Genomic DNA, 23,608 nt, shown 5'->3' on the forward strand with positions numbered 1-23,608 from the left:
GAGCCGCGGTTCGTCGATCAGGCCCCGGCCGAGATCTACGCCAGCCTGCTCGACGAGGGCCTCTATCACTGCTCGATCCGCACCATGTACCGGATCCTCCACCGACATGGCGACGTGAAGGAGCGCCGCCGTCTGCTGCGCCATCCCGTCTACGCCAAGCCTGAACTCATCGCCGAAGGCCCAAACCAAGTGTGGTCCTGGGATATTAGCAAGCTGATGGGCCCTGCCAAATGGACCTATTTCTATCTCTATGTGATTGTCGACATCTTCAGCCGAAGGGTTGTCGGCTGGTGCGTCGCCGACACGGAGAGCGCCTCTCTCTTCAAGCCGCTGTTCGAGGACGCCGCCGCCAAGTATGATGTTGCGCCCGGCCAACTCACCCTGCATGCCGATCGCGGTCCATCTATGAAGGCCAAAACGACTGCCCTGCTGCTCGCCGATCTGGGCGTTACCAAATCTCACAGCCGGCCTCACACCTCCAACGACAATCCCTTCTCGGAAAGCTGCTTCAAGACCCTCAAGTATCAACCCCAGTTCCCCAAACGGTTCGGCTGCATCCAGGACGCCAAAACTTTCTGCCGCGCCTTCTTTGACTGGTATAATAAGGACCACCATCATCTCGGCATCGGCATCATGACGCCTGATCAGGTCCATTATGGGAAGGCAGACGAAATACACACCGCCCGTCAGAAAATCCTCGACCAGGCCTTCCACGCCAATCCCAACCGCTTCGTCAACAAGCCGCCCCAATCGCCGAGAAAACCGACCGCCGTCTGGATTAATCCGCCGAACCAAAAGCTCGCCGTTCAAGCTTAATCTCGAAAACCGGCTGTCTCACTTTCGTTGACACGTTCCGGGCCCGTAGGATTGCGAGGGCGAGCGCCAGAACCGCGATCGCTGCAAAATACAATGCTACAACGGTCATTATTCGCACCCAGAGAGGATCGCTGTCGGGACTCATCGTATCGTAGAACTGGTTGAGGCCGTTACATTTCAAACCCGCAACCACCTGCGCGGCACTCTGGGGGCGATGCCGGGATCACAAAACCTTCAAGTCGCTTAGCTCTGGGGGCGGCGGCGTTAGCGACAGGGTGAAGCTAGAGCGTGATGCATTTAGCTTGAAGCATACCCAGAGTTTTGAAGGTATCGGCCGCATTCGTCTGGCTTGAAGTTATCGAGGAGTTTGCCGGTACGCTTCCACGTGGCGTCAACGGTTCGTTCAGCGGCTTTTCGCATCAGATGCTTGAGCTTGGCGAATACCTGTTCGATAGGGTTCAAGTCTGGCCTGTAAGGTGGCAAAAACACGAGCCTGGCCCCCGCGGCGCGGATCGCGGCTCGCACTGCCGGTCCTTTATGACTGCCGAGGTTGTCGAGAACGACGATGTCGCGGGGCTTCAAGACCGGCACGAGTTGGTGGTTCACATAAGCCAGGAAGCTATGCGCGTTGATCGGGCCGTCGAACTCGCAGGGGGCGCGGGTCCGGTCGCAGCGGAGTGCCGCCACGAAGGTCATTGTTTTCCAATGCCCGTAAGGCACCTTCGCATCGAGCCTCTGACCCCGCGGCCCCCAGCCTCGTAGCGGTGCCATGTTGGTCCAGGTCTCGTCGATGAACACGAGCCGTCGCGGGTCGATGCTAGCTTGATGCTTCTTCCAGAAGGCGCGTTCGCGGGCGATATCAGGCCTGCCTTGCTCGCTTGGCAGCACGCTTTTTTTGAAGCTGAGGCCCTCGGCATGCACGAAGGCCCACACGGTCCGGTAATCGACCCTCACGCCACGCTCGGCTAGCTCGGCTTGCAGGCCGCGCAGGGTGAACGGCTGATCGCCGCCGTGCGCGCGATCAACCAATCCCGATGAGGCAACAAAACACGCGGCCGATGGCCGTGCATCGGACCAGGCGCAACGCTGCCGGTTCGATGAAAACGTTGTGACCATTTCACAACGCTCGCCACGCTGACCTCCAGAACCGCCGCAACCGAGCGTGTCGTTTCACCAGCCATGCGCGAGCCACCGCGCGATCCCTCAAATCCATAGAGTAGGGTCTAGGCATCACCGCCGACCTCCATCCGGCCGGTCGTTTGAATCAGATTTCCCCCGCCGTGGGAATCCTTCCTTGATTCAAGCCAAAACCATCCTGCTCTAGAGTAACCGGCAGCTTGCCGGGGCTGACGCCCGTAGCTGTCAACACGCGATAACTGTGCCTCTCGAGTGTTGACCGGAGGGCGGACGCAAGCGGCAGATTCATTAGCCAAAGGCTGGATTAGTGACAGTTGATCGACGCCGAACCGCGGTTGAAACCTGTCGCGCCGACGAGTATCAACATCGTCTGCTACCGCTATCAACCGGCGGGTGTGAGCAATGACAAGCTTAAAGCGATCAACACTTAGATCATGCTGAGGCTACAGGAAGAGGGCACGGCGATTATTTCGGACACGACTGTTCGTGGCGCTTACTGTTTACGTGCCGCAATCAACAATCATCGAATCCGCTACGATGATCTAAGGCTTCTGATCAAGGAAACTATTCGCCTCGGAGAGACGGACTGGTATCGGCCAAACACTCGTGCAGCGGAGACTAAGACTTTGCTTTTAGAAGGTCTGAGTATATGTGTACAGCTCAATTGAACTAAGATTCCTGATTCGCTACACGACGGGGGTTCTTTGGACGACACGGACTCGTTAATGGATAGCTCTCGCGCGGTCTTACGAGCACTGGCACTGGGTGGTCCGGTAACACGGCCCCAGCTTGGCACCTTGCTCAATCTCTCCAAGCCGACCATGTCAGCCGCTGTCGTGGAATTAAGCGCTCTCGGTCTAGTTGCGCCGCGCGGCATGGCAAAGGGGCCGATGGGACGCACCGCAACAACATACGGCCTCGGCTCGTCTGCAGGCTACGTCATCGGACTTGATGTAGGCGCGGCGCAGGTCCGGGGCGTCGCGCACGCGCTGGATGGAACTCAAATAGCGACGATCGAAAGCCCAATCGAACTGGAAAACTGGGGTCTTGCCTCCCAAATCGGACCCATCATCTGGGCCGCAGCCCGTCATTTGATTTCGATCGCGGCGGGTGAACATGGGCCACTTCGAAGCATTGCTGTGGCGGTTCCGCGTATTGTGGCGCAGCGACAACTCGGACTAGATTCGCAGGCCGGGCCCGAGGCTGCCCTTCGCGAATTGCGACAGCGCGTCCAAGCCCCGATAATACTTGAAAACAATGTAAACTGCGCGGCAATTGCCGAAATGTCCTATGGGGCCGCGCGTGGCGAAGAGACGTTCGCCTATCTCCAAATCGGTGTGCGGATCGGTCTTGGCATCATAGCGAACGGTCGTCTTTTTCGCGGTAACGGCGCGGCGGGCGAAATTGGCCGCACGCCCTTCCCGTGGTCGCCGACAACCAAACCATACCGTGAGGGGCTTGAGGATTTCCTTGGTGCAGCCGCCTTTATGGCGCGGTGCACAGCAAACTGGCCGTCTGACTCCGGGCCACCGCCAACCTCGGCAAAAGAACTTTTTCGGCTTGCCGAGGGCGGGTCCTTCTACGCGCGCGCCTGCGTGACGAGCCACGCGGCAGATATCGGACGTTTGGTGGCGGGTTGCATCGGCATGCTCGATCCGGGTCTGGTGGTGTTGGGCGGAGGCATTGGGCAGAATCCCCTGATCATTGACGAAGTCACGCGCGTGGCAACAGAGTTGACCTGGCCAACGCGGATCGCGATAACCCCCCTCGCTGAAAACGGCACCGTGCTTGGAGCCATGAAGCTGGCGGCGGATTATGGGCTGGGTCTTCTCCTCAAGGAAGATCGCCATCCGGCGGTGGTTCTGCCACCATTGCCCTGACGGCTGCCGGATTATGCCGGCCCGCCCCTTGCAGACACTATACTTCGGTAGGAGACCAGGGCTTCAGCTTGGTATCGGTTTGCCGATAGCGGAAGGTCGTGTTCGTCAGACCCGCGGCATCCTGCATGTCTCCGACGATCATCTGAGCAATGACGATCTTGAGAATGGCGTCAATCACCACGTGGTCGACGGACGGCATTTTGATCGTCACGAGATTGCTGACGGTCGGCACATCGGGGCGGCATGTGATGAGCACGGATGGACAGCCAAACCCCGCGACGTCACAAGCGATCATAACCTCCCGTCCTTCGCCAAAGGCCATAAGGCCTGTGGTGGAATCCTGCGATTCCATTGGGCCGTGCAGATAATTGAGCGTGTCCCAGCCCGCAGCGGGAACACGTACCGCCTCGCGAATTAGCATGGCGGCTTCACCCGCGGTCGCGAAGCCCGCGCCGCTGCCAACAATATCAATCGTTGTGCGCTTGGAAATAAGGATGGCTGCTTGCTCGGCTTCGATCGCGGCCGATGTCACGACGTCTGCGACCGCCTGAGGCAAACCGTCCCACGCGGCTGACGGGGTGCCCAGCGCGATGCGCTCCACAAGCATACCGATCGCCATCAGCATCCCGGTATATCCGGTAGAGCTTGCGCCGTTGTCCGAGCCGGATTCCGTCGCAACAACCGCGCCCGTGATCGCGGCCAAGGGGTTGTCGCTTCCGCGGCATATGGCGATACGGGGAAGCTGTTGTCGCATGCGCATAACATCCGCGATCTCTCGGCTTTGGCCGGATGCCGACAAAGCCACAAAGGCCTCCGCACCATCCGCGCGTTCGTCATAGAGGTCGGTCGGGCAATAGGCATAGGAGCGCAGGCCGAGGCTTCGGGCGTAGGTCGCTCCGATCATTGCCGCCTGAAAGCTCGCGCCAATTCCCGCGAAGCCAATTGAACGGCTCGCGAAAGGGATTGGATCGAACGCTTTGAGCGTCTCGCGCACGGCCTTGATGCCGGTCGATAGGCAATCCGGCTGGCGGGCGACAGCGTCGCGATATCCTATGCGCTGCATGGTATGGCTCATCTCATGTTGAGTGGATCGAGGTCGCAAGAAGCCGTTGCGCTAGCGCGACAGCACCTGCCACAGGAGGCGCACGCAGCAGTAGGACGTCGCTATGAGGGGAGACTTGCTTCATAGCCTCCTTGAATGCCTGCATCAGGAGAGGCTGTTCGGCGATCACTCCGCCGCCCGCAACGACGCGCGCGGCGTTGGCGCCTCTTTCGATGAGAATGCCGACAAGGTTGGCGAGTCCCGAACCACCCTCGCGGATCACGTGTTGAGCGAGCTGAGAGCCCATGCCTGCGGCGCTAAACACCGAGGCAGCATAACGGCCCCAGACGACGGAGCCACGTGTGGCGTCGAGCAGCCGTCCGAGCATAGTCGGATCTTCGGCGCCGACGCTCTGCATCAGGCTTCTCACAAGGGGATCATCAGCCCGTCCGCGATCCAGCTCGCCCCGAACCGCTCGCGCGGCTTCTCGCACCAAAGCCGGCGCACTGCCTTCGTCACCAAGTATCCAGCCCCAGCCGCCCGCAGTGAGCATACGTCCGTCAGGTGTTCGGGCGACCGCAATAGAGCCTGTACCGGCCACGACGCCAATGCCCTCTATGAAACCAGCTGCTGGAACCATGAGTTCGGAATCGTTTACGACCATGACCAGGGAGGCGATCTCGGCACTCAGATGGGCCTGGACAGCGAGGCACTGGTCATCCGTGTCACAACCATGCGCGCCGACGGCCAGCGCTTGAGGGGCTCTTCCCTGGCAGGCACGCCTAACAATCTCCACCAGCGTCTTGGCATCGCTCTTTGCATCGCGCACGCGCCATTCATCCGTCGCGATAATCTGATCGGCTAGGATCACACTGCCTTTGATCACGCGGATCTGTGTTTTAGTGCCGCCGATATCGACGCCGGTAATGATATTCGCATCCACGCCGTCATCCTTATTCGCGACCGCTGTCGGCTGCCGCCGGCTAGAAAGTTAGGAAACTTTACGAACTCTATGGAATCTTGGCAAGGGATATGATTTGATCGTGCTTCAAGTCTCGAACATCTCGGAGGCGGCAATGAAAAAGACTGCAGGATTGGCCATCCTAGGGGCAACACTGATCTGGGGTTTCGCCGCAGGGGCGGCGCGAGCGACCACGATTTCGTTCTGGACCTGGCGTCAGGAAGATAGGGCCGCTTATACCGAGATATTCAAGGATTTCACCAAACTCCACCCTGATATAACGGTGAAGTTCGAGGCTTTTCCAGACGAGAGCTATCCCACCATCGTCTCCACCGCCCTTGCCGGCGGCCGAGGCGGCGATGTCATCCATGTCCATGCCTATGGCTGGCTCGAACAATTCATCAAGGCCGGCTACTTCCTCAAGCTCGACAAGACCACGGTGCCGTCTCTCGGCAATCTTCCGTCCGACGCGCTGCTGTCCGGCAGCTATCGCGCCGATGGTCAGGTCTATGCGATGCCATTCGCCTCCCAGACCCTCGGTCTCCTCATCAACAAGGATGTTTTCGCCAAGGCCGGTTTGCAGCCGCCAAAGACTTGGGACGAGTTGCTGACAGTGAGCAAGGCGCTTAAGGAAAAGCGGATCACGCCCCTGGCCAATGGCCTGGGAACCAGCTGGTTCAACGAGATGTTCGTGGCGGTCTTCACAAATCCGTTTCTTGGGCCGGACTTCGTGCATGATCTGACGACCGGCAAGACGACCTTCAAGGACCCCCGCTATATCGCGGCTCTCAGCAAGCTCCTCGAGCTGCGTTCCTATATGCCGGACGGCTACGAGGGCGTGGATGACGAGACCTCGGGACAGCTCTTTTTAAGTGGCCGCGCCGCCATGCTCGCGGATGGCAGCTTCGACATTGCCGACTTCAAGACTCAGAACCCACAGCTCAACATGGATTTTATAGCGCCCCCCGCGCCTAAAGCCGGCGACCCGGGTTACGTGACCAAGTTCTATGACGGCGGCTATGCCGTCAACGCCGCGTCGCCGCAAAAGGCTGCCGCTTTGACATTGGTGAATTACATGGGCACGCCCGCCTTCGGAGATAAGTTGGTTTCGCTGCTAGGGGATATCTCACCCATCAAGGGCGTGACGATCAGTGATCCTCTCCTGGCTAAAGTGGCCGCGTTGAACGCCACGGCCATGCCGCAAATCGACCTCGTCTACTTCAGGTTCCAGAGCCCGACGGGGTCCGAACTTTTACAGACCAACATCACCAAGATGATGGCTGGCAGCATAACCCCCGCGCAGCTTGGTGCTGACGTGACGGCCGGGGTTGCAAAATGGTACACGCCATTCCAGGGAAAATGAGATGACGCGTAGGGGCCGGTGGCCGTTCTTACCCCGAGTTTCAATGCGCTCGTTGTGGATTGGACTGCTATTGGCGCCTGCGGTCATCGTGATGACGGCGTTCGTGCTTTTTCCGCTCCTCTCAGCCTTTCGATACGCCTTCTATGAATTTAACGGCCTGAAACCATCGCACTTCGTCGGCTTGGCTAATTTCCGGCAGGTCCTTCTGGAGCATCCCTTCAGCGACAACACCTATCGTGCCTTGTGGCACAATATCATCGTCTTTATCGCCTTGATGGTGTTCGAGAACGGGACCGCGTTCCTGATCGCCTTCGCCTTACTGAAAGCACTTCCGGGCCACCGTATACACCAGGTCATCATCTTCCTGCCGGTGGTGCTGTCCGCGGTCATTGTCGGGTTTCTTTGGAAGCTATTCCTTCACCCGCTTTTCGGCCTCGTCAACAATGCCCTCGCACTTGTCCATATTTCCGGCCGGGCCTGGCTTGGGGATGAGTCGACGGCACTGGGCAGCATCATCTTCGCCAATATATGGAGTTGGATCGGCTTCCCCACCCTTGTCCTGCTCGCTGGGATGCAACGCGTGGGCAAGGAGTTGCTGGAGGCCGCTCGGCTAGACGGTGCAGGAGATTTCTCGCTCCTGACCCGAATCATCTGGCCGTTAATGGCGCCGAGTGTGACGATCGTCTGTGTGCTCACCTTCATCGGCAGTTTCAACTGGTTCGAGCTTCCTTACATCATGTCAGGCGTCGATGGCTCGCCTGGAGGCTCCACGGATGTTCTGGGCCTGTATTTTTACCGTACGGCATTTGGCAGCGAGACGAGCGGCATCCAGAACTTTGGGCAAGGAAGCGCGCTCGCTGTCCTCATGTTCATCGCCGTCGCCGGAACCACCGCGGTTGCGCTGCGCTACCTACGTCGCCGTGAGATCGAGGTCTGATGTCCAATCGGCACGAGGGGATCAAGAATAGCGGGATTCAGATCCTGCTCCTGTTCAACGCCTTCGTGATGCTCTACCCGCTCCTCGTCATGGTTACGTCGTCGTTCAAGACGAATGTCGAGCTGTTCTCATCGCCATTTTCACTTCCGCGAAGCTTCGCGCTCACCAATATCGCAACTGTTTGGACTGACACGAATTTCGTCCGCTATCTCGCCAACTCCCTCAGCGTCACAGTGGCGTCGATCCTGCTGATACTCCTTTTCGGCACGATGGCGGCTTATGCCATCGCCCGGTACCAGTTTCGGGCGAGCGGATTGTTTCTGATGTTTTTCATCAGCGGAATGACTGTGCCTCTGAAACTCGCGATCATCCCTCTGTTCATTGAACTCGACCGCCTCCATCTGGTCGACAACCTGGCGGGCCTCGTTCTCGTCTATGTCGCCATGGGGCTGCCTTCAGCCGTTTTCATCATGACGGGCTTTCTCCGCTCGTTGCCGAAAGAGCTTGAGGAAGCCGCCCGCATGGATCGGGCGAGTGAACTGCGGATCATGCTTTCTATTATGCTGCCTTTGGCACGGCCGGCGATGGTGATCGTGGCCATTCAGAATGCGGTGCCCATCTGGAACGACTTTTTCTTCCCGCTGATCTTTATTTCATCTGACAACCTCAAGACCCTTCCTCAAGGGCTGACCGTTTTCATGGGCGAGTTTGTCACGAACTGGGGTGTTCTATTTACGGGCCTCACACTCGCCGCCTTGCCGATTACGCTTCTCTACGTCGTCCTCTCAAAGCATTTCATTGCCGGTATCACGCAAGGCGCCGCCAAATAGGCCTGCGCCATCTGTGAGCGCCTTGGTTTTCACACATCGCGCGGATGAGGGCATGGGCGAACACTACGATCTGGCGATTACGCTTCCCTAGCCTCGCCGTATTGGGTCTACCCACTAAGCGACCGCTCTTTTACCTGCGAGTGGGGGTGCGCGAGTTCAGCACACCCTCAAAACTTCAGAGCATCGGCGGATTTCCCGGAGGAGTTGATCTACTTGGCGTGGGTAGCTACTCTTCCGAGAACGAAATGGGAGGGCGCGATGCGTTGGCTCGCGACGGCTATTTTCGCAGTAGCACTTCAGTCGCCAGCTTACGCGGCCGATACATCCTGCTGGGGTGGAAGCGTCGACCTATCCCCGAACCTCACCTGCGTTAAGCTGAGAGTGGAGCTTCTGTGTAGCGGGTCGCTACAAGTCGCCTGAAAGAGTCGACACGCGATAACAGTCCTTCCAGCGTTTTATGACGAAACGATAATACCGCATGCTGCTCGGGTCGAGGTCTGGAGTTCGAATCTATCCACTCCGCGAGGGCTTCCGTATAGCACGCCGATATCACTCATGGAATCTAGAACCGACTATTTTGGACCCATTGCTGGTCCCATTTTCTGATTTGAGGTGGTGAGGCGCGGCGGTGAACGCCTGAGACGAAAGAGCAGCCTGAGAGGCTCAAATGAAGGCTCACAAAGTGAAAGAGTGAAGACGCATTGGGATGCGTATGATCTTATCTGGTGGGCGGAGTGCGCCGATACGGTTGGCGTTGAAGGAGGCACCTGGACGCCTCGGTTGCTGCGCGACGATCAGGGTCAACACGTTTCCGATCCTGATCGTCGCGCCAGAACATGGTATCTGTCGCACCGACCGATGCAACAATTCACCTCCATCCGAGTTGTTTCAGAGCATATCCAGAATTCCATATCTTCGTCATGTGAACGATCTGATCGCCCTCGAACTGCATGACATAGACGTAGTCAGTTATCGCGGTCTTGCCTGTGGGCGCAATTGGGCCGCCATTGAGGTGGGTGCCGGTAAAAGCCCCATAGGCTATGACGTTCCCGCGTGTTTCATCAGCGGCGAACGACTTTACCTCGTAACTGCTGTTTGTCAGAGCGACCAAAAGGCCCTTCATCCACTCCGTTAGGCGCTAAGCGTTGTAATATCGGACAGCGCCGTGTTTTGGCATGCGAAGCTAGCGTCGGAGTACAGAAGGTCTTACATTTCTCCCAACCGCCGCCGGTATCGCACGAAACAAAGAAAGCTTCGGCTAACTCAATCATCGTCGCCATGGCGTGCTCCGCTGGCTAGCTTGACTTAATCCTATTACATGAGAAACGAGAATCTGCAACGAAATTGACGAGGCTAGACTCATCATCGACAGGCGGCATCAACACATTAGGGGAGACAGCCTAGCAGCAGGAGGACGCACGTCATGAATATGCGGTGTAGATCTCCGTAAGCGGCAATATTGCTTTTGAAAGAATAGGATATCTCCATGCCGCAAAATACTCGACGTCCACGGCGCAATGCGGCGCGACTTTCCTAATTCCATATTCAACTCCGTGCTTCGCTTTTGCGACCCGCTCTTCTACTTCAGCCGACGACAGGTCATAGCGATCGGCAAGAATCCTTCGAAGCGCCTCCTCGGCGTAGCCGCGGCATTCCTTGCCAACAAGGGAAGGGTGGTTTCTTTTCAAGAAAGGAACCACAGGACCTTCAGCTGCTGAGCGCGGGCTTTCCCTATGACTTCACTATAAGGAAGGCGACCTTCGACCTACACCGCGCCCAATGGTGTAAAGTCTATTCGCTTCGGCATCCAGCCGGGCATCACGAACTCTTCCCTGCGCCGACGCAACCTCCAAAGCATCGTCGACGTCGCTGCTGCTCAGCGCTCCAGCCGCGATCTACCCGCCGGCATCCGCGGCGATGGGCAGCTCGCGGCACAATCGCCGTTTCTCCGTGCCGCGCTTCTCTAACAGTCGCTCTCCCGAGCGGCCGAGGCTCCCGCCCGTTCGTTTCGCGGAGGGCTTAGCGCGGCCGGAGCGAGCTCTGAATGACATTATCGTGAGTAACGGGTTTGAGCGAGCTGACCGGACCCAAGGCGCCTTTCTGAGAGGCAAGAGTCGGACTACAACATGTTGACTTTCAGCAAGCAGCGAGATTGCTCGATGACCATCCCCGACCCCCAAAAGCCGTTCTTGAGCGACGTGAAAGCCCTGCGCGAAATGGCGCGACAGCACATTTCCGAAGGGGCAGTGACGGCAGCCTATCGGGGTGATGTTAATCAGACCATCGACATTCTACAGACTGTCCTCGCGACCGAGATCGTCTGCGTGCTGCGCTACACAATGCATTCGATCGCCGCGACGGGTATTTCCTCGGAAGGAGTCAAGGCCGAGTTTGCGGAGCATGCACGAGAAGAACAAGAACACATGAACGCGGTTGCCGAGCGGATCAATCAGCTGGGCGGCAAGCCAAACTTTAACCCTGAGGGTCTCGCGACCCGGTCAGCGTCGCAATATGTCGAGGGAGACAACCTTGTCGACATGATCCGTGAGAACCTTGTTGCGGAACGCATCGCGGTCGAACACTACAGGGAGTTGATCCGCTATTTCGGTGACGACGATACGACAACCCGCGTGATGCTTGAAGGTATTCTAGGCGTCGAGGAGGAGCATGCTAACGACATGCATGACCTCCTTGTTGCCCACGAAGGCAAGCCCATGCTGCCCGGCTGACGAGCGAGGGCCTCTCGACACTTTGAGTCGCATCACCGTTCACTGCTGGAATGGCGACTTAGGCCTTGAGCGGCGGCAAATTGCCCCGAGCGTACTCGTTGAGGTTGTGCTCGATCAGCGCAAGAACGTAACTGAAGTTTAAATTTGAGGGACGCTGAACGACCTGGTCATCCACTTGTGGAATGTCGATGGCGCTTTCGGCGTCCCAAGCTTAACGTTGCAAAGTGGTATAAACTCGATCCGAGACACCGTTTCCTAGAGCCGACTCACCGGCGCCTTTCGGCCCCTGTGTATCCTCACAACATCGGAGGTAGCGCTTTCGTGTTCAGAAGGCTGCGCCCCGACCGGCTATCGCATTCCAGAGCGAAGCAGGGTTCTCGACCGCCATGGCGATCCGCCCTTCCCAGATAAGGGCGACATCGGAGGATGGCGCCTTGATGATCCCAGGCGCGCTTGGACTTCGTGGCCACCACAAAAACTTGACGCTGCCGGTCGTCATTATGGCGGGCGAGGGCGATAAGGTTGTGTTCAAGCGTCGATCCGGACAGCTCAAAGCGGCAGTCACGGGCAGCGTGCTCCAGGTCGTTAGGGACGGCAGGGCACATGATCCACTACCAAGCTACGAGGCAGGTCGCTGAGGCTGTAGAGACCGTCGTTGAGCAGTCCTCCCGGCGGAACGTTCCCCGGGCGGCGTGATTTTGGCTATGCGGGATGGCTCCGCAATCTGCTGCGCGGGCAGTTGCAAGTCTGCACCCTATTGCCTCGGCCCAGCCCGTGGGTGCAGACAAGGATTTTGGTTTACGAGTTGCTGCAGGCTCGGCGGCAATCTGGTAGGCACCGTCGCGGTCGCAAACCTCGCTCGACTGGCTGGTGACCACTGAGCAGGCCGCACCGTCGGATTGGCGAAAGTTCCATAGACGCGTATTGGAATATCCAGAGCGAAGATGCCCGTCGATGCAGGCTGGCTGCCTATCATGAGGTCTAATGTGCGCCGGTAGAGGTCGAATCGGGCCTCGCCCACAACGGTTCCGGACGCTGTCCGAATGCGCAGCGGCGAGATGGTGCCTACGCCGTCGTTCATATTCAACACACCCAAGAGGCAGGAAACTGGGGTCGTTCCTTGGGCTTTTCGGAACAATAAGCGTATGTCGGTTGACGCCATTTCGATCACCTGGCGGGCAATAGTGCCTCCTTTCATCGAAACGGCGGCGACAACATCGGCAGCGCGGGCCGCCGCGTTGAAGGTAGCGCCGCTCGACGAAGCAACAAGTTGTGCGTCAAGCTTGCCGGAGAGGGGTACTGATGCAAGCCCCAGCACGAGGCGCAGTTGCTGAATGTCGGCACCTGACACGACTACCTTTGCCGACACGCGGCCAATTTTACCCGCGGCTTCAAGCCGCCCATCAGCTCGGATGCTTGCGCCAAGATAAGTCAGTGCCAGCGCCCTTAAGGCGATGTGACCAGGCGTGACCGCCGCGGAGAGGCTAACATCGGAGCCTTGGATGCCATTGTAGACGAGCTGGCGGGCGGCCAAATGCGCGTCGATGAGTGGGTCCGGCGATCGAGGAACATCGATAGGAATATCGGCATCCGACGCACCACCCCCGCTTCCGCCTCGGAGCAAGCCACTGAGGTCGAGCCGAGAGAAGGTGATGTTAGTGGCCACCTCGTCAGGCTTACCTTTGCTACCCTCCTTCAATTGCAACGAAGCTGCCGTGATGGGATTGTCTTTCAGTTCGCCTGTTGCACCTGTCAGGCTCCACAAATCGCCATCCCGTTGTAACTGTCCGGCGAGTTGCAGTGAAACGTCAGATTTGTTAGTTAGCCCGGCAAGCGCCAGTAGGGCTTTCGGTGTTGGGGCCTCAAGCACGACCGCGCCTTTGGCGCCGTCTACATCGAGCGGGTCCGTCATCGTCCCTTTGAACGAAAACTTCGTTTCGTCCGATCTTAGGTGGAGTTCCATGCCGTAGGGAATGGTTCCATCTCTCAGTGCTACGATCGATTGCAGCTCTCCGGCAAGGCTGATGGGCGTGCCATTGTATGCCCCAGTGGCAGTCAGCCTGACCGGTTGAGTCACGTTTGGCGTCACGATCGAAAGCTTGGTCAGCGTCGTGCGGAAGGTCGCTCCGCCAGAGGTGCGGTAGACAACTTCGCTGTCGTTCAAACGGGCATTAAGCAGTGTCGGAAACCAAGATCGATTGTCGGACGTTGTAGGATTCGGCTTCGCCCCACCAAATCTCCAGTTAGGAGTATGGCCGGCTGTTCGTTCCGCCAAGATTGAAAGGCCATCGATTACTAGGCGCCGCACAATCAGAGGACGGTGGAGAAGCGACAGCGCGTCGACTTTGGCGGTGAGGTGGCGCAACTCGACCATCATCGGGCGACTGCCACCGGGTACATTGGCCAATCGCGCAGCATCGACCTCGATTGTGATCCATCGCCCTGGGGTTATGTGCAGCGCATCAATCGTCACTTGTCTGCCGAGAGCTGCGCTGGCGCGGCCCGAAGCGAGAGATGCTAAATTAAAATGTCCGACCAGCAAGTATACCGCGACAATAGCGACGAATAGTAAGCCCATCAGTCCTAGGGAGACGTAGATGAACCAGCGAACCACGTCTGCCTCCTTGGGCCCCTTCACTAGGGACGTCGTCCTTGCCTCTATTCTTACAAGGTTCAGCCCCGCTCACGTTGGTAAATCGTTCGAAGCCCGATCCGCTTTATCCGCATTGAATATTGCGTCGTCCTTCGAGTAAGCCCCAATCGCCTCGAAACCTTCGTCCCTCAGTAATTGCGGGGAATCAGTAGGACCTACCATTTTGTCTGTGAGCGCGTAGGCCCGGCCGGCGTGCAGAAGCGGAAACGCGATATGCAAGAGCGTCTTCCGCAACCCAATGAGTGTCAGCCGCGCTGAGGATCCGGTTTCTACTATGGCGATCCAGTGCAGCTACCAGTACCAGACAGCGCGCTGGCCTCCAACCCCGTCAACGCCTTCTCCTCCTCGAAAGGCGAGCCGCGGCCCGATCGCCACCCTTGCCAATCTAGGAGCGAACGATCTCCACCGGAGTTTGATGCCCAAAAAGAGCGAATGGGCGTCCAGCTCTCGGCGTGCAGGTCTACAGAATCGAGCAACGTTCCGTCCATGCCAAAACACATCCTTAAGCAGATGGGGCGGTCTATCTTCGTGACTAGCCACCCCACCGGTCAAGTTCCCGGGTGTCGGGCAGAATGGGTGCCTGAGGAGAGCAGCCTGCACGGCGCATCAGTCGGCGTGATGTTAACACGCGATAATGAAGCTTCTAGGGTGTTGATAGGTCTAACAGGCTGTCAGAACACCCATGAAAGATCCTTGCACTCAAAGCCGATCCATCCATATACCATCCAGATGGATGGAGATGGCCGGTGGGCACGGTGCATGACATACGGACTAAAACGGCCGATAGCGAGAAGATCACGATCAACCTGGGTTATGTCGATCTCGGCCATATCGATCTGATGGTGAAGGATGGGTTCTATTCTAACCGGACAGACTTCATTCGCACCGCTATTCGCAATCAGCTCGATCGCCACGCTGACGTTGTACGCCAGTCCGTGGCGCGAAAGACCCTCGACATTGGTCTCGCGCATTACGGCCGCAGCGACCTTGAGGCGGTGCAAAGTCGCGGCGAGATGCTGCACATCAACGTGCTCGGCTTGGCCACCGTCGCGCGAGACGTCACGGCCGAGCTGGCCCGCGCGACCATCGCCTCGGTGACGGTCTTGGGTGCGCTACATGCCAGCGCCGAGGTCAAGGCCGCCTTGGCGGACCGAACGAACTAAATCGACGCCGACGGGCCAAGCGTCGCCCGTCAAAATGACGACGATCCACTATCGACGGAAGCCGATATCGGTTCCGCACGGGATGCCTGATGGGGTCCCAAAACACGGAAGTCACAGCGATGAAGAATCACCTGCCTGACGGGCTGCTACAGGCGACACGTTTGACAACGGGAGGCCGTCTTGCAGAGGCCACCGCAGCTTTGCAGAACATGCTCGCAGGCCGAGCAACGAGTGGCAAAGCCGAGCCGGCGGCACAGCGCAACCCTCCTACCATTGAAGGCGTGGTCGAACCGGCCAGATTGGCCTGGGGTGACTACGCGCCACGCGCATGGCCCCGGTTCGGTGCGGCCGGCGGTGGCAGGACCTTCGCCTCGGGTGAGTTCAATCTGAAGCCGGCGGTCTCCAATCCGTTGTGCGGTTTCTTTGAGCAGGGCAGCCACGGCGCCTTCCAGTTGCCGGTCGGCGGTCTTGCTCCTTTGTCTGCGAACCGGGTGCCGGTCATCGTGCCGGATGGTGCGCGGTTCCTTGCCAAGACCTTCAGCAACCAGGCCGGCAGCCGCCCTTACAAGCTTTACGTGCCCAGCGGGTACCATGGCCAAGCTGTGCCATTGATCGTGATGCTGCACGGCTGCACACAGTCGCCGGATGATTTCGCCGTCGGCACGCAAATGAATGCTGCTGCGGAGAAACATACCGCCATCATCGCCTATCCTGAGCAAACAAGTTCCGCAAATATGCAGAAGTGTTGGAATTGGTTCAGTGAAAGCGACCAACAGCGTGATCGGGGCGAGCCCTCACTTCTTGCGGGGATTACTCGCGAAGTACTGCGCGACTTTGAAATCGATGAACGCCGTGTTTATGTCGCCGGGCTTTCGGCGGGAGGGGCAGCCGCCGCGGTTATGGGGAACGCCTACCCCGATCTCTACGCCGCGATTGGCGTGCATTCTGGGCTCCCCTGCGGGGCAGCACGGGATATGCCCTCTGCGTTCGCCGCGATGCGTGGCGGCAGGGGCTTCCTGCCTGAGTCAGCGAGGTCTCCACGACCCGAGGCTCTTGGGCGACTTGTCCCCGCCATCGTTTTTCATGGCGACCGTGATACCACGGTAAACCCGCTCAATGGTGACGCGGTTGTGGTTCAGTCCGCTCAGCGCGAGGCGCTGAGGACGCAGGTTGAAAGCGGCCAGGTTCCAGGCGGTTTGGCGTACAGCCGCACCCTGCATTATAACGTGACCGGAACAACAATGATCGAGCAGTGGCTTGTCAAAGGCGCCGGGCACGCCTGGTTTGGTGGAAGTCCTTCAGGCTCTTACACTGAGCCGCGCGGGCCGGATGCGACAGCGGAGATGCTGCGTTTCTTTCTAGAACACCCGCACCCGGCGTCGGTGTAGGACAGCGGACGAGGACTTCGGCACGATGCGCGGGCCGCCAGGTTCCTCGAAACTGTGAGCCACCGTTCTGGCTTATGCCGGAACAGTGTTTTCTTCTCACTCTGACTTTCAGGTAAAGGTGACGCATGAGCACACATGACACGACGTGGTACGTGGTCGCTGATGGCGGCAAGGCCCGTATCCTTTCCCGCCATGATGACCACTTCCACACGATCCACACCTTCAGTGCGGAGGGCGCCGGCGACATCGACGACGACGCCTCCAGGGGCGCGCATCAGCTAAAGGCGCCTCACTCCGATCCCAAGGCCGAGATCAAGGAGGAGTTCGCGCGCGTCGTTGCGGACTATCTCAACCTCGCGCCGGAATCTGAAGTTCAGGCAATTGTATTGGCCGCCCCTGGTCACGTCCTGCACGACATCCGCGAGCGGCTTAACAAGCTTACGGCAGCGAAGCTCACTCGGAGCCTCAGCAAGGACTTGACCAACATTTCCGACCACGCGATCGCCGAGCATTTCGAGGAGTGAGTGCTAGGCGCCTCAACCTCTCTTTCCATCTACGCGGTTACACCGAAGCCATGAGTTTTAGTGGAGCGGGGTCCGCGTCGATCATCAACCGCAGGAATTAGCTTCAGCTTGGTCGTCCAACTCTGGGGTGCTTCCGGCAGGAGCCCACGCTGCCTTAAGAAGGTCCTCCTGGTGTCGCGCTCAAGGCTAACTTAGATTGGTTGCCCGAGGGCAGGACTTGCCGGGCCGCAAACTGACAAGGAAGAATAGTCCCATGCGTCTGCTGTCAATGATGATCGTGGCTGGCCTATTGAGTTTTCCTGTGTCTCATGAAGCGGCGGCCAGCCCAGCGACGCCGATCCAGTCGCGAATAACTTTAGCCCCAAGCAATAGTTCTATCGAGAAGGTCTACTACTATCGTCACCGATATTATCCATATCAGTACAGAGGAGCTTACTACCGGCACCGCTACTATCGCCATGGTCGTTACTATTACCATTGAGAACGAATACGCTTCGACCGCGCTAGGTATAACGTCGCGTTCGCGATCCGTGTTATGGATCGGTGCCGAGGGAATGCATGGTAGAGCATGCCGATCCGTCCTGAACTACGGTCTTTCTATCCCGCCCATTGGTGCAAGTTGAGTCAACTTGCCGTTCGAGCGTGCCGGAGGTCGTTGCCAAGGTTGTCGACCACATATGCAGGAGGTTCGTTGCCTCCCGGACGGCCGCTGGTTGATGATGAAACACGCACTTGGCGCGACCAGCGCGGGCGTCCCGCGCGTTGGCCGAATTCGTTGGAAGCGCCGCGCCGCCGCAGCGATTGCGTTGTGCTCGCCGCCGTGCATCTTGAGCTTGATCTGAGAAGACCGCATGGTTGGATCGGCAAAAGGCGAAAGAGGATCGGGAGCTTCCAGCGGCCTTGAATCATTTCAATCACGCGGATCACGTGCATGGCTATACCGTCCGGCCCGAGACAGACAGCCCGGTGCTCAGCTGTGACAGGCACCTTAAAGTGCGTACTTGCCTCACCTGTCGTCATGATCCACCTGGCTCCTTTTCCGCAGTTTGGAATGGGCTTCGGACAATGGACCTGCAACTCAAAGACAAGACGGCATTGGTGACAGGCAGCAGCAAGGGGATCGGCGAGGCAATCGCGATGGCTTTAGCACGAAGGCGTAAATGTCGTCGTCCATGGCTGGCCTGGAGTTTGGCCACAATTGCGGTATCCAGCGCGTCCTTTTCAGCCAGTAAGATGCTGATCCGCTGTAGGGTGGTCTCAGTTGTGAATGGGGCAGCGGGCTTTGCCTTAACGGTGCCAATGGGCTCGTTTGTTGGAGTGGTCGCGTGTTTTTTGTTGCAGGCGGTGGGTTCGGTATGTGTTGGCCATCCATCGTGCATCGGACAGTGCGTTTCACGGTCGAAGATGAGCAAGCGTTGGCTGCAGCGGCCGTGGGAATTGTTCAGAGGATGGGATATGCTGTCAGGGCTGCAGCCGCGGGTATAGCGGCCAACGCTTCAGGGCTTGCTTCTGGCATGACCGCGGCCCGGTCGGCTGGCTTTCGGGTTTTCGCGGCGTTCATACCAGTGTTGATTATTGGCATGCTCAGTGGTTGGCGGCTCACTGACGAGGTTGACGAGGTGGCCAACCAAATCGAATGATTGAATGCGGCAGAGGAGGTTCCGGTCTCGGCAAGGCGACAACGCAGTCGGCGCGAGCTTCCCCTTTCAACGGCTGATCCTCGTAGAGTTCAACACGCGAGATGCTCTCTTTCCGCGTGTCATTGCAACGTAACCGAGAGATTGATGAACAGGGGAGCAAGTGCCTAGGCCCCGCAAGAAGCTGAGCTGGGAGGAACGATCGACTGCTCTATCCTCGACTTGTAAAGTGACGCCCGCGCGATCTTCGCGGAGCCGCCAACCGTTTGGCGTCCAAGTCGGGAAGAGTACTTTCTATGCCGGGAACCTCATCTAATGCTACGTGGCCAACATTGGCTTAATCGTGCCCTGAGCTCTCGAAGGCTGACCTCATGCTGAGTCACTGGTCTGGCGTAGCATCGCAGGCGGAATGACGACCTTGATCCGTCCGGAGTTCACGTCGTAGACGATACCTGAGATAGTAAACTCGCCCGGAATATCTTGATTGGCCCTCCACGCGGCGACGTCCATGGCGACCGCTTTATATGGATCAGTCACTTCCATGCATTCGAGCTGCTTCCGCGTAACTCCGAGATGTTTCGCCAGAAGATCGGGTGCGTGCCTGTAGCAGCCGATGATCCCACAATCGGTATGGTGGAGAATGACAAGGTTCCAGCTCGGCCCCATCATCTGGCCTGCGGCCATGGCTACAGTGGGCAAGAGAATCATCGTTTCGACCAAGGCCGGATTGATGCGACCGCCTATATTGCGGAAAGTCGCGGCCTCTCCGGGCTCAAGCCCCAGAACATCCAGTGGATCTACCCGTGGATCTAGGCACCCAACTACAATCGTCTTGGCTGATGGGATGATCTTGAGGCTTGCCGAAAAGCCGTCGCGGGCAAAAGTCTCGTTTCTCTCGATTATTGTCTCTATAAAACCCATTTTCAACCTTTCAAAAACCTTACGGGAGGTATCCTCAAGATAAGCCCGATCCAGGGTTACGCAGAGCTTGTCGCGGCGCCGGCAGGTTCGCCAGCGTTGCCCCATGCGTTAGCACCGGCCTGGCGTCCAACGCTCAAGGAGTCGGCGCAGGCGCGTCCCACATTGACGCGAGCACCCAAGGCGAACGCTTCAGACCTTTTGTTATCCTGATGTCTCTCACCGGGCTCAGGATCCGTTGAGCGTCGCTGCGTGAACGCGAGTGAACTCACGCACGGTCATCGGCCTACGCCCTGTCAGCCGCTCGACGTTGTCGTCAGCACCTGACATCACGCCATTTTGGTAATCTTCCATCGCACCGCTCAGATGCTGGACGATGTAGGCCGGCACGCCCATCGCCTCGAGCGAGGCGCAATACTCAGTGATCGGCAGATCCTGAAAGACGATCTTGCGTCCGAGCGCTTCGGAAAGTTCGGCCGCCATTTGCTCATGGTCCATTTCGACAGGGCCGGACAGAGGGATGGTTTTGCCGATATGCGGCTCGGGCGCCATCAGGATCGCAGCTATCGCGCGTCCTTGGTCGTCCGCAGCGATTGGCGAATGCCGCCCTTTGCCGACGGGCATCCGGAGGATACCCTGACGAAGGTATGGCAACTGCCAGGGGTAGAGCAGCCACTCCAGGAAATAGGTCGGCCGGAGGTGCACGACGGGGAGGCCCGACCAATTGAAAACCTGTTCGGCGATATAGCTGTCTCGGCAGGAGTGGCTCTTCGACTCACGGCGCGCCGAACGCTGCGACAAATTGACGATGGTCGGCCCGCCCGCTTCCTTCCCGGCCTGGGCGAAATTGACGACTGCATTGATGAGGCCCGTCTGGACCGGCCAGACAAAGTAGGCCGCATCGACACCCTCCATCGCTGCGCGGATGCTGTCGATTTCGAGCAGGTCCCCGACCGCGATCTCCGCGCCAAGCTTCTCTAAGGCGTCCGATCGTGAATCCTTCTTGTGAACCATTGCGCGGACCTGCAGTCCTAGCGCTAGCGACTCTCTGACAGCGACGCGTCCCGTGTCCCCAGTCGCGCCGGCGATGAAGACTGTTCGTCTATCAGTGGGAGATGACACGGGGGAACCCTCTCTAAGACGCCTAACGCCGGTATACGGCGGAGCGTAGCGCCTTTCGGGAGCTAACCAAATGTCGTATATCCCTCGTTTCGGGTCGCGAGGGTCGGGCATGCTAACAGTGGGATTCGTCGTGACGCCGGGCTTCCCTGTCATGAGCCTTGCTGCGCTCTCGGTATTCGAGTTTGCTAACCACAGCTCCGGAGAGAAGCTCTACGACATCCAAATATTATCCGACGACGGCATGCCCGTCCCATCGGCTTCAGGCACAAGCCTTGAGACCGCGGCCTTCAACAATGGACGGTTCGACACAGTGATCATCGGCGGCAACACCCGCGTCATGCCTACCTCGCGCAGCTTACTAGCCTTTGTCTCAAGCGCGGCGAAGACGTCACGCCGGATCTCTTCCATCTGCACGGGCATCTTTGCCCTGGCCGATGCTGGCATACTTGGTGATCGCCGTGTCACGACGCACTGGCTCTTCACCGAAGATTTGAAGACGCGCTTCCCTGAAGCCCAACTGGTTGAGGATCGCATTTTTATCGTCGACGGACCGATTTGGACAGCGGCGGGCAACACCGCCGGGATCGATCTAACGCTTCATATGTTGGAAGAAGACTATGGTTCTGATCTTGCACGCATGGTCGCTCGCATTCTTGTTGTCGACTCTCAGCGCTCAGGAGGGCAGTCCCAGCATTCGGCATTGCTGGAGCTGAATCCTAAATCCGACCGCATCCAAGAAGCTTTGGCCTATGCTAGGCAGAATTTGTGTAAACCACTTTCCGTGCAGAAGCTCGCTCAGTCAGCCGGTCTTGGCCCCCGTCAGTTCAGTCGCGCCTTTCATGCCGAAACCGGGACGTCTCCTGCGAAAGCAATTGAGAGTCTTCGGCTCGATAGGGCGCGGCTTATGATTGAGCAAGGCCGGCATCCGATTGAAGTCGTCGCGCGCGAGACTGGCTTCGGAGATCAAGAACGAATGCGCCGCGCCTTTATTCGTGTTTTCGGTGAGTCCCCACAGAGGCTACGGGCTATCGCGGCGGGCAGGGCAAACCGAGGAACTAGTTGACATCAGGCCAAGGTTTTTAAGCTCGTCGCTCCGAATCTTACTGATCCGCTACTCGCGACTTCTGCCCAATTGCGTTGCAAACCAGTGCGGGCCCAAGGCGCAGCATACATCAGCCAACCTCCTGCACCTTGAAAGCGCCTCTACAGCGAAGGCCGCCCTGGCACTGTTCAGCATGGCGACCGTGCCCATAGGTACTGCGGCAAAGAGGTCAGACGGCTGACCAATTAGGATGTCTGGAAGGCGCGCCGCTCTCCTTAGACTATCGTCCCGCCAAACTCTCATCGCGGCCGGATCGATGGCGTCACCCATGGGCGTGTCGATGCAGCCAGGGCAGACGGCGTTGATGCGGATCCCCTTCGCTGCATAATCCAGGGCGGCGCTCTTGGTCAGGCCGATCACGCCGTGCTTGCTGGCATGCTACGCGGCGCGCCCGGCGAGACCGACAAGACCGCCGAGGGATGAGCAGTTGACGATTGCGCCGCTGCCCTGCTGCCGCATGTGCAGAAGCTCGTGCTTCATGCAGGTCCAGACGCCACGCAGATTGACGGCATTGACCTCGTCGAAGGCCTCACCACTCTCGTCCGTCACGTCGCCCATCGGGCCGAGGATACCGGCGTTGTTGTACGCCATATCAAGTCTGCCAAACGCCGCGACTGTCCGTTCCACCATCGCCGCTGCCTGACGCTCATCCGTCACGTCACAGGTGACGCCGACCGCCCGGTGCCCCTTGTCGGTCAGGGCATCCACGGCTGCCCGTTAGCGCCTCCTCCTTGCGGTCGGCGAGCACAACGGCGGCGCCTGCTTCTGCGAAGGCCGAGCGGTCGCCAGCCCCGTGCCGGAACTGGCGCCGGTCACGAGCGCAACCTGGCCTCTCAAGTCATAGATATGGTTCATCGTCTGTCTCTTTCGCTGCCTGATCTGGTCAGCTCTCGTATTGCGCGTCGCTGACGTGCTCGAGCCAATCCACTGGCGAGCCGTTCAGCTTCTCCTGGATAGCGATGTGGCTCATGGCCGTGGTCGGTGATGCTCCGTGCCAGTGCTTCTCGCCGGCCGGGAACCAGATGACATCACCGGGCCGGATTTCCTCGATGGGTCCGCCCTCCCGCTGCACCCGGCCGCAACCGGCCGTCACGATCAGCGTCTGCCCGAGGGGATGGGTATGCCATGCGGTGCGGGCACCGGGTTCGAAGGTCACCAGGGCACCCCCGACCCGCGCCGGATCGGGCGCGCTGAACAGAGGGTCGATGCGGGCAGTGCCGGTGAACCAGTCGGCTGGTCCCTTGCCGGAGGGTTGTGAGCCAATGCGTCTGATATCCATGGTCAGTTTCCCTGTGTCGTGGGCCGCCGACGCGGCTGTGGGGCCTTACCTAGGGTCAGGACTCATTCTTTGAGATAGAAGGTGACACTGGCTGCGATGCAGATGGCGGAGAAGAAGGTGTGTGCGC

At 58.7% G+C, this 23,608-nt stretch carries 19 protein-coding genes and 2 pseudogenes; 11 read left to right on the forward strand and 10 right to left on the reverse strand.

What is annotated here, in order from left to right:
• The coding region (locus GSQ92_RS07280; protein WP_159013254.1) for a DDE-type integrase/transposase/recombinase at positions 1-816 on the forward strand (816 nt) is incomplete at its 5' end.
• A gap of 297 nt (positions 817-1,113) precedes the next feature.
• Here GSQ92_RS07280 and GSQ92_RS07285 read toward each other — a convergent pair.
• Positions 1,114-2,047: pseudogene (locus GSQ92_RS07285) on the reverse strand (IS630 family transposase).
• 631 nt (positions 2,048-2,678) lie between these two features.
• Here GSQ92_RS07285 and GSQ92_RS07290 point away from each other — a divergent pair.
• A complete protein-coding gene (locus GSQ92_RS07290) occupies positions 2,679-3,833 on the forward strand; it encodes an ROK family transcriptional regulator (protein ID WP_158800931.1) in 1,155 nt (384 codons plus the stop codon).
• Positions 3,834-3,870: 37 nt separating this feature from the next.
• Here the strand turns inward: GSQ92_RS07290 and GSQ92_RS07295 are convergent, their stop codons facing one another.
• Entirely contained in the window at positions 3,871-4,896 is a 1,026-nt protein-coding gene (locus GSQ92_RS07295; protein WP_158800930.1) for an SIS domain-containing protein, read from the reverse strand.
• 13 nt (positions 4,897-4,909) lie between these two features.
• Positions 4,910-5,818, reverse strand: a complete 909-nt coding sequence (locus GSQ92_RS07300; protein WP_158800929.1) for a BadF/BadG/BcrA/BcrD ATPase family protein — start codon at positions 5,816-5,818, stop codon at positions 4,910-4,912.
• A 133-nt stretch (positions 5,819-5,951) separates the two neighbouring features.
• Here GSQ92_RS07300 and GSQ92_RS07305 point away from each other — a divergent pair, with 133 nt between their 5' ends.
• The 3 genes from GSQ92_RS07305 to GSQ92_RS07315 are packed head-to-tail and all read left to right on the forward strand — an operon-like array spanning position 5,952 to position 8,966.
• Complete coding sequence (locus GSQ92_RS07305; RefSeq protein ID WP_158800928.1) at positions 5,952-7,199, forward strand: extracellular solute-binding protein; 1,248 nt, start codon at positions 5,952-5,954, stop codon at positions 7,197-7,199.
• Between the two features lie 43 nt (positions 7,200-7,242).
• The gene (locus tag GSQ92_RS07310) at positions 7,243-8,136 is read left to right on the forward strand and encodes a carbohydrate ABC transporter permease (RefSeq protein WP_216849866.1); all 894 of its coding nucleotides are present in this window, start codon (positions 7,243-7,245) and stop codon (positions 8,134-8,136) included.
• Complete coding sequence (locus GSQ92_RS07315; protein WP_158800926.1) at positions 8,136-8,966, forward strand: carbohydrate ABC transporter permease; 831 nt, start codon at positions 8,136-8,138, stop codon at positions 8,964-8,966. Before GSQ92_RS07310 ends, GSQ92_RS07315 begins: the two co-directional genes overlap by 1 nt.
• An 868-nt stretch (positions 8,967-9,834) precedes the next feature.
• Here the strand turns inward: GSQ92_RS07315 and GSQ92_RS30045 are convergent.
• Entirely contained in the window at positions 9,835-10,089 is a 255-nt protein-coding gene (locus GSQ92_RS30045) for a hypothetical protein (RefSeq protein WP_216849865.1), read from the reverse strand.
• Positions 10,090-10,387: 298 nt separating this feature from the next.
• Positions 10,388-10,654, reverse strand: coding sequence for a hypothetical protein (locus GSQ92_RS07325; protein ID WP_158800925.1), 267 nt, complete (start codon positions 10,652-10,654; stop codon positions 10,388-10,390).
• Between the two features lie 471 nt (positions 10,655-11,125).
• Between GSQ92_RS07325 and GSQ92_RS07330 the strand changes: the two genes are divergently transcribed.
• A complete protein-coding gene (locus tag GSQ92_RS07330; protein WP_158800924.1) occupies positions 11,126-11,695 on the forward strand; it encodes a bacterioferritin in 570 nt (189 codons plus the stop codon).
• A 754-nt stretch (positions 11,696-12,449) separates the two neighbouring features.
• On the opposite strand, the gene GSQ92_RS07335 is transcribed toward GSQ92_RS07330, so the two are convergent.
• Positions 12,450-14,309 carry an AsmA-like C-terminal region-containing protein gene (locus tag GSQ92_RS07335; protein ID WP_158800923.1) on the reverse strand — a complete coding sequence of 620 codons (1,860 nt, stop codon included), beginning with the start codon at positions 14,307-14,309 and terminating at the stop codon, positions 12,450-12,452.
• Between the two features lie 785 nt (positions 14,310-15,094).
• On the opposite strand from GSQ92_RS07335, the gene GSQ92_RS07340 reads away from it, so the two are divergent.
• The 4 genes from GSQ92_RS07340 (at position 15,095) to GSQ92_RS07355 (ending at position 19,063) form a co-directional block, all read left to right on the forward strand.
• The gene (locus GSQ92_RS07340; protein WP_158800922.1) at positions 15,095-15,511 is read left to right on the forward strand and encodes a CopG family transcriptional regulator; all 417 of its coding nucleotides are present in this window, start codon (positions 15,095-15,097) and stop codon (positions 15,509-15,511) included.
• Positions 15,512-15,630: 119 nt separating this feature from the next.
• Positions 15,631-16,899, forward strand: coding sequence for a PHB depolymerase family esterase (locus tag GSQ92_RS07345; RefSeq protein WP_158800921.1), 1,269 nt, complete (start codon positions 15,631-15,633; stop codon positions 16,897-16,899).
• Between the two features lie 125 nt (positions 16,900-17,024).
• Complete coding sequence (locus tag GSQ92_RS07350) at positions 17,025-17,423, forward strand: host attachment protein (RefSeq protein WP_158800920.1); 399 nt, start codon at positions 17,025-17,027, stop codon at positions 17,421-17,423.
• Positions 17,424-18,748: 1,325 nt separating this feature from the next.
• The gene (locus GSQ92_RS07355) at positions 18,749-19,063 is read left to right on the forward strand and encodes a hypothetical protein (RefSeq protein ID WP_158800919.1); all 315 of its coding nucleotides are present in this window, start codon (positions 18,749-18,751) and stop codon (positions 19,061-19,063) included.
• Between the two features lie 366 nt (positions 19,064-19,429).
• Here GSQ92_RS07355 and GSQ92_RS07360 read toward each other — a convergent pair whose 3' ends face one another.
• Together GSQ92_RS07360 and GSQ92_RS07365 are read right to left on the reverse strand one after the other, a co-directional pair.
• On the reverse strand, positions 19,430-20,086 hold the full coding sequence (locus GSQ92_RS07360; protein WP_216849864.1) for a carbonic anhydrase: 657 nt from the start codon (positions 20,084-20,086) through the stop codon (positions 19,430-19,432).
• 120 nt (positions 20,087-20,206) lie between these two features.
• Complete coding sequence (locus tag GSQ92_RS07365) at positions 20,207-21,253, reverse strand: NmrA family NAD(P)-binding protein (RefSeq protein WP_371418544.1); 1,047 nt, start codon at positions 21,251-21,253, stop codon at positions 20,207-20,209.
• Here GSQ92_RS07365 and GSQ92_RS07370 point away from each other — a divergent pair.
• A complete protein-coding gene (locus tag GSQ92_RS07370) occupies positions 21,231-22,163 on the forward strand; it encodes a GlxA family transcriptional regulator (RefSeq protein ID WP_254065442.1) in 933 nt (310 codons plus the stop codon). The two genes, GSQ92_RS07365 and GSQ92_RS07370, sit on opposite strands and share 23 nt — an antisense overlap.
• Positions 22,164-22,211: 48 nt before the next feature.
• Here GSQ92_RS07370 and GSQ92_RS30840 read toward each other — a convergent pair.
• Both GSQ92_RS30840 and GSQ92_RS07380 read right to left on the reverse strand, forming a co-directional pair.
• Positions 22,212-22,910, reverse strand: a pseudogene (locus GSQ92_RS30840) (SDR family oxidoreductase).
• Between the two features lie 175 nt (positions 22,911-23,085).
• Positions 23,086-23,481 carry a cupin domain-containing protein gene (locus GSQ92_RS07380; protein ID WP_158800916.1) on the reverse strand — a complete coding sequence of 132 codons (396 nt, stop codon included), beginning with the start codon at positions 23,479-23,481 and terminating at the stop codon, positions 23,086-23,088.
• Positions 23,482-23,608 lie beyond the last annotated feature (127 nt).

It is taken from the genome of Acidisoma sp. S159 (assembly GCF_009766125.1).
Lineage (GTDB): Bacteria > Pseudomonadota > Alphaproteobacteria > Acetobacterales > Acetobacteraceae > Acidisoma.

Coding starts and splice junctions, on each gene's coding strand:
- GSQ92_RS07315 (WP_158800926.1), top strand. CDS start 8,136: ATGTCCAATCGGCACGAGGGGATCAAGAATAGCGGGATTCAGATCCTG.
- GSQ92_RS07345 (WP_158800921.1), top strand. CDS start 15,631: ATGAAGAATCACCTGCCTGACGGGCTGCTACAGGCGACACGTTTGACA.
- GSQ92_RS07380 (WP_158800916.1), bottom strand. CDS start 23,481: ATGGATATCAGACGCATTGGCTCACAACCCTCCGGCAAGGGACCAGCC.
- GSQ92_RS07305 (WP_158800928.1), top strand. CDS start 5,952: ATGAAAAAGACTGCAGGATTGGCCATCCTAGGGGCAACACTGATCTGG.
- GSQ92_RS07350 (WP_158800920.1), top strand. CDS start 17,025: ATGAGCACACATGACACGACGTGGTACGTGGTCGCTGATGGCGGCAAG.
- GSQ92_RS30045 (WP_216849865.1), bottom strand. CDS start 10,089: ATGAAGGGCCTTTTGGTCGCTCTGACAAACAGCAGTTACGAGGTAAAG.
- GSQ92_RS07330 (WP_158800924.1), top strand. CDS start 11,126: ATGACCATCCCCGACCCCCAAAAGCCGTTCTTGAGCGACGTGAAAGCC.
- GSQ92_RS07310 (WP_216849866.1), top strand. CDS start 7,243: ATGCGCTCGTTGTGGATTGGACTGCTATTGGCGCCTGCGGTCATCGTG.
- GSQ92_RS07360 (WP_216849864.1), bottom strand. CDS start 20,086: ATGGGGCAACGCTGGCGAACCTGCCGGCGCCGCGACAAGCTCTGCGTA.
- GSQ92_RS07295 (WP_158800930.1), bottom strand. CDS start 4,896: ATGCAGCGCATAGGATATCGCGACGCTGTCGCCCGCCAGCCGGATTGC.
- GSQ92_RS07365 (WP_371418544.1), bottom strand. CDS start 21,253: ATGACAGGGAAGCCCGGCGTCACGACGAATCCCACTGTTAGCATGCCC.
- GSQ92_RS07290 (WP_158800931.1), top strand. CDS start 2,679: ATGGATAGCTCTCGCGCGGTCTTACGAGCACTGGCACTGGGTGGTCCG.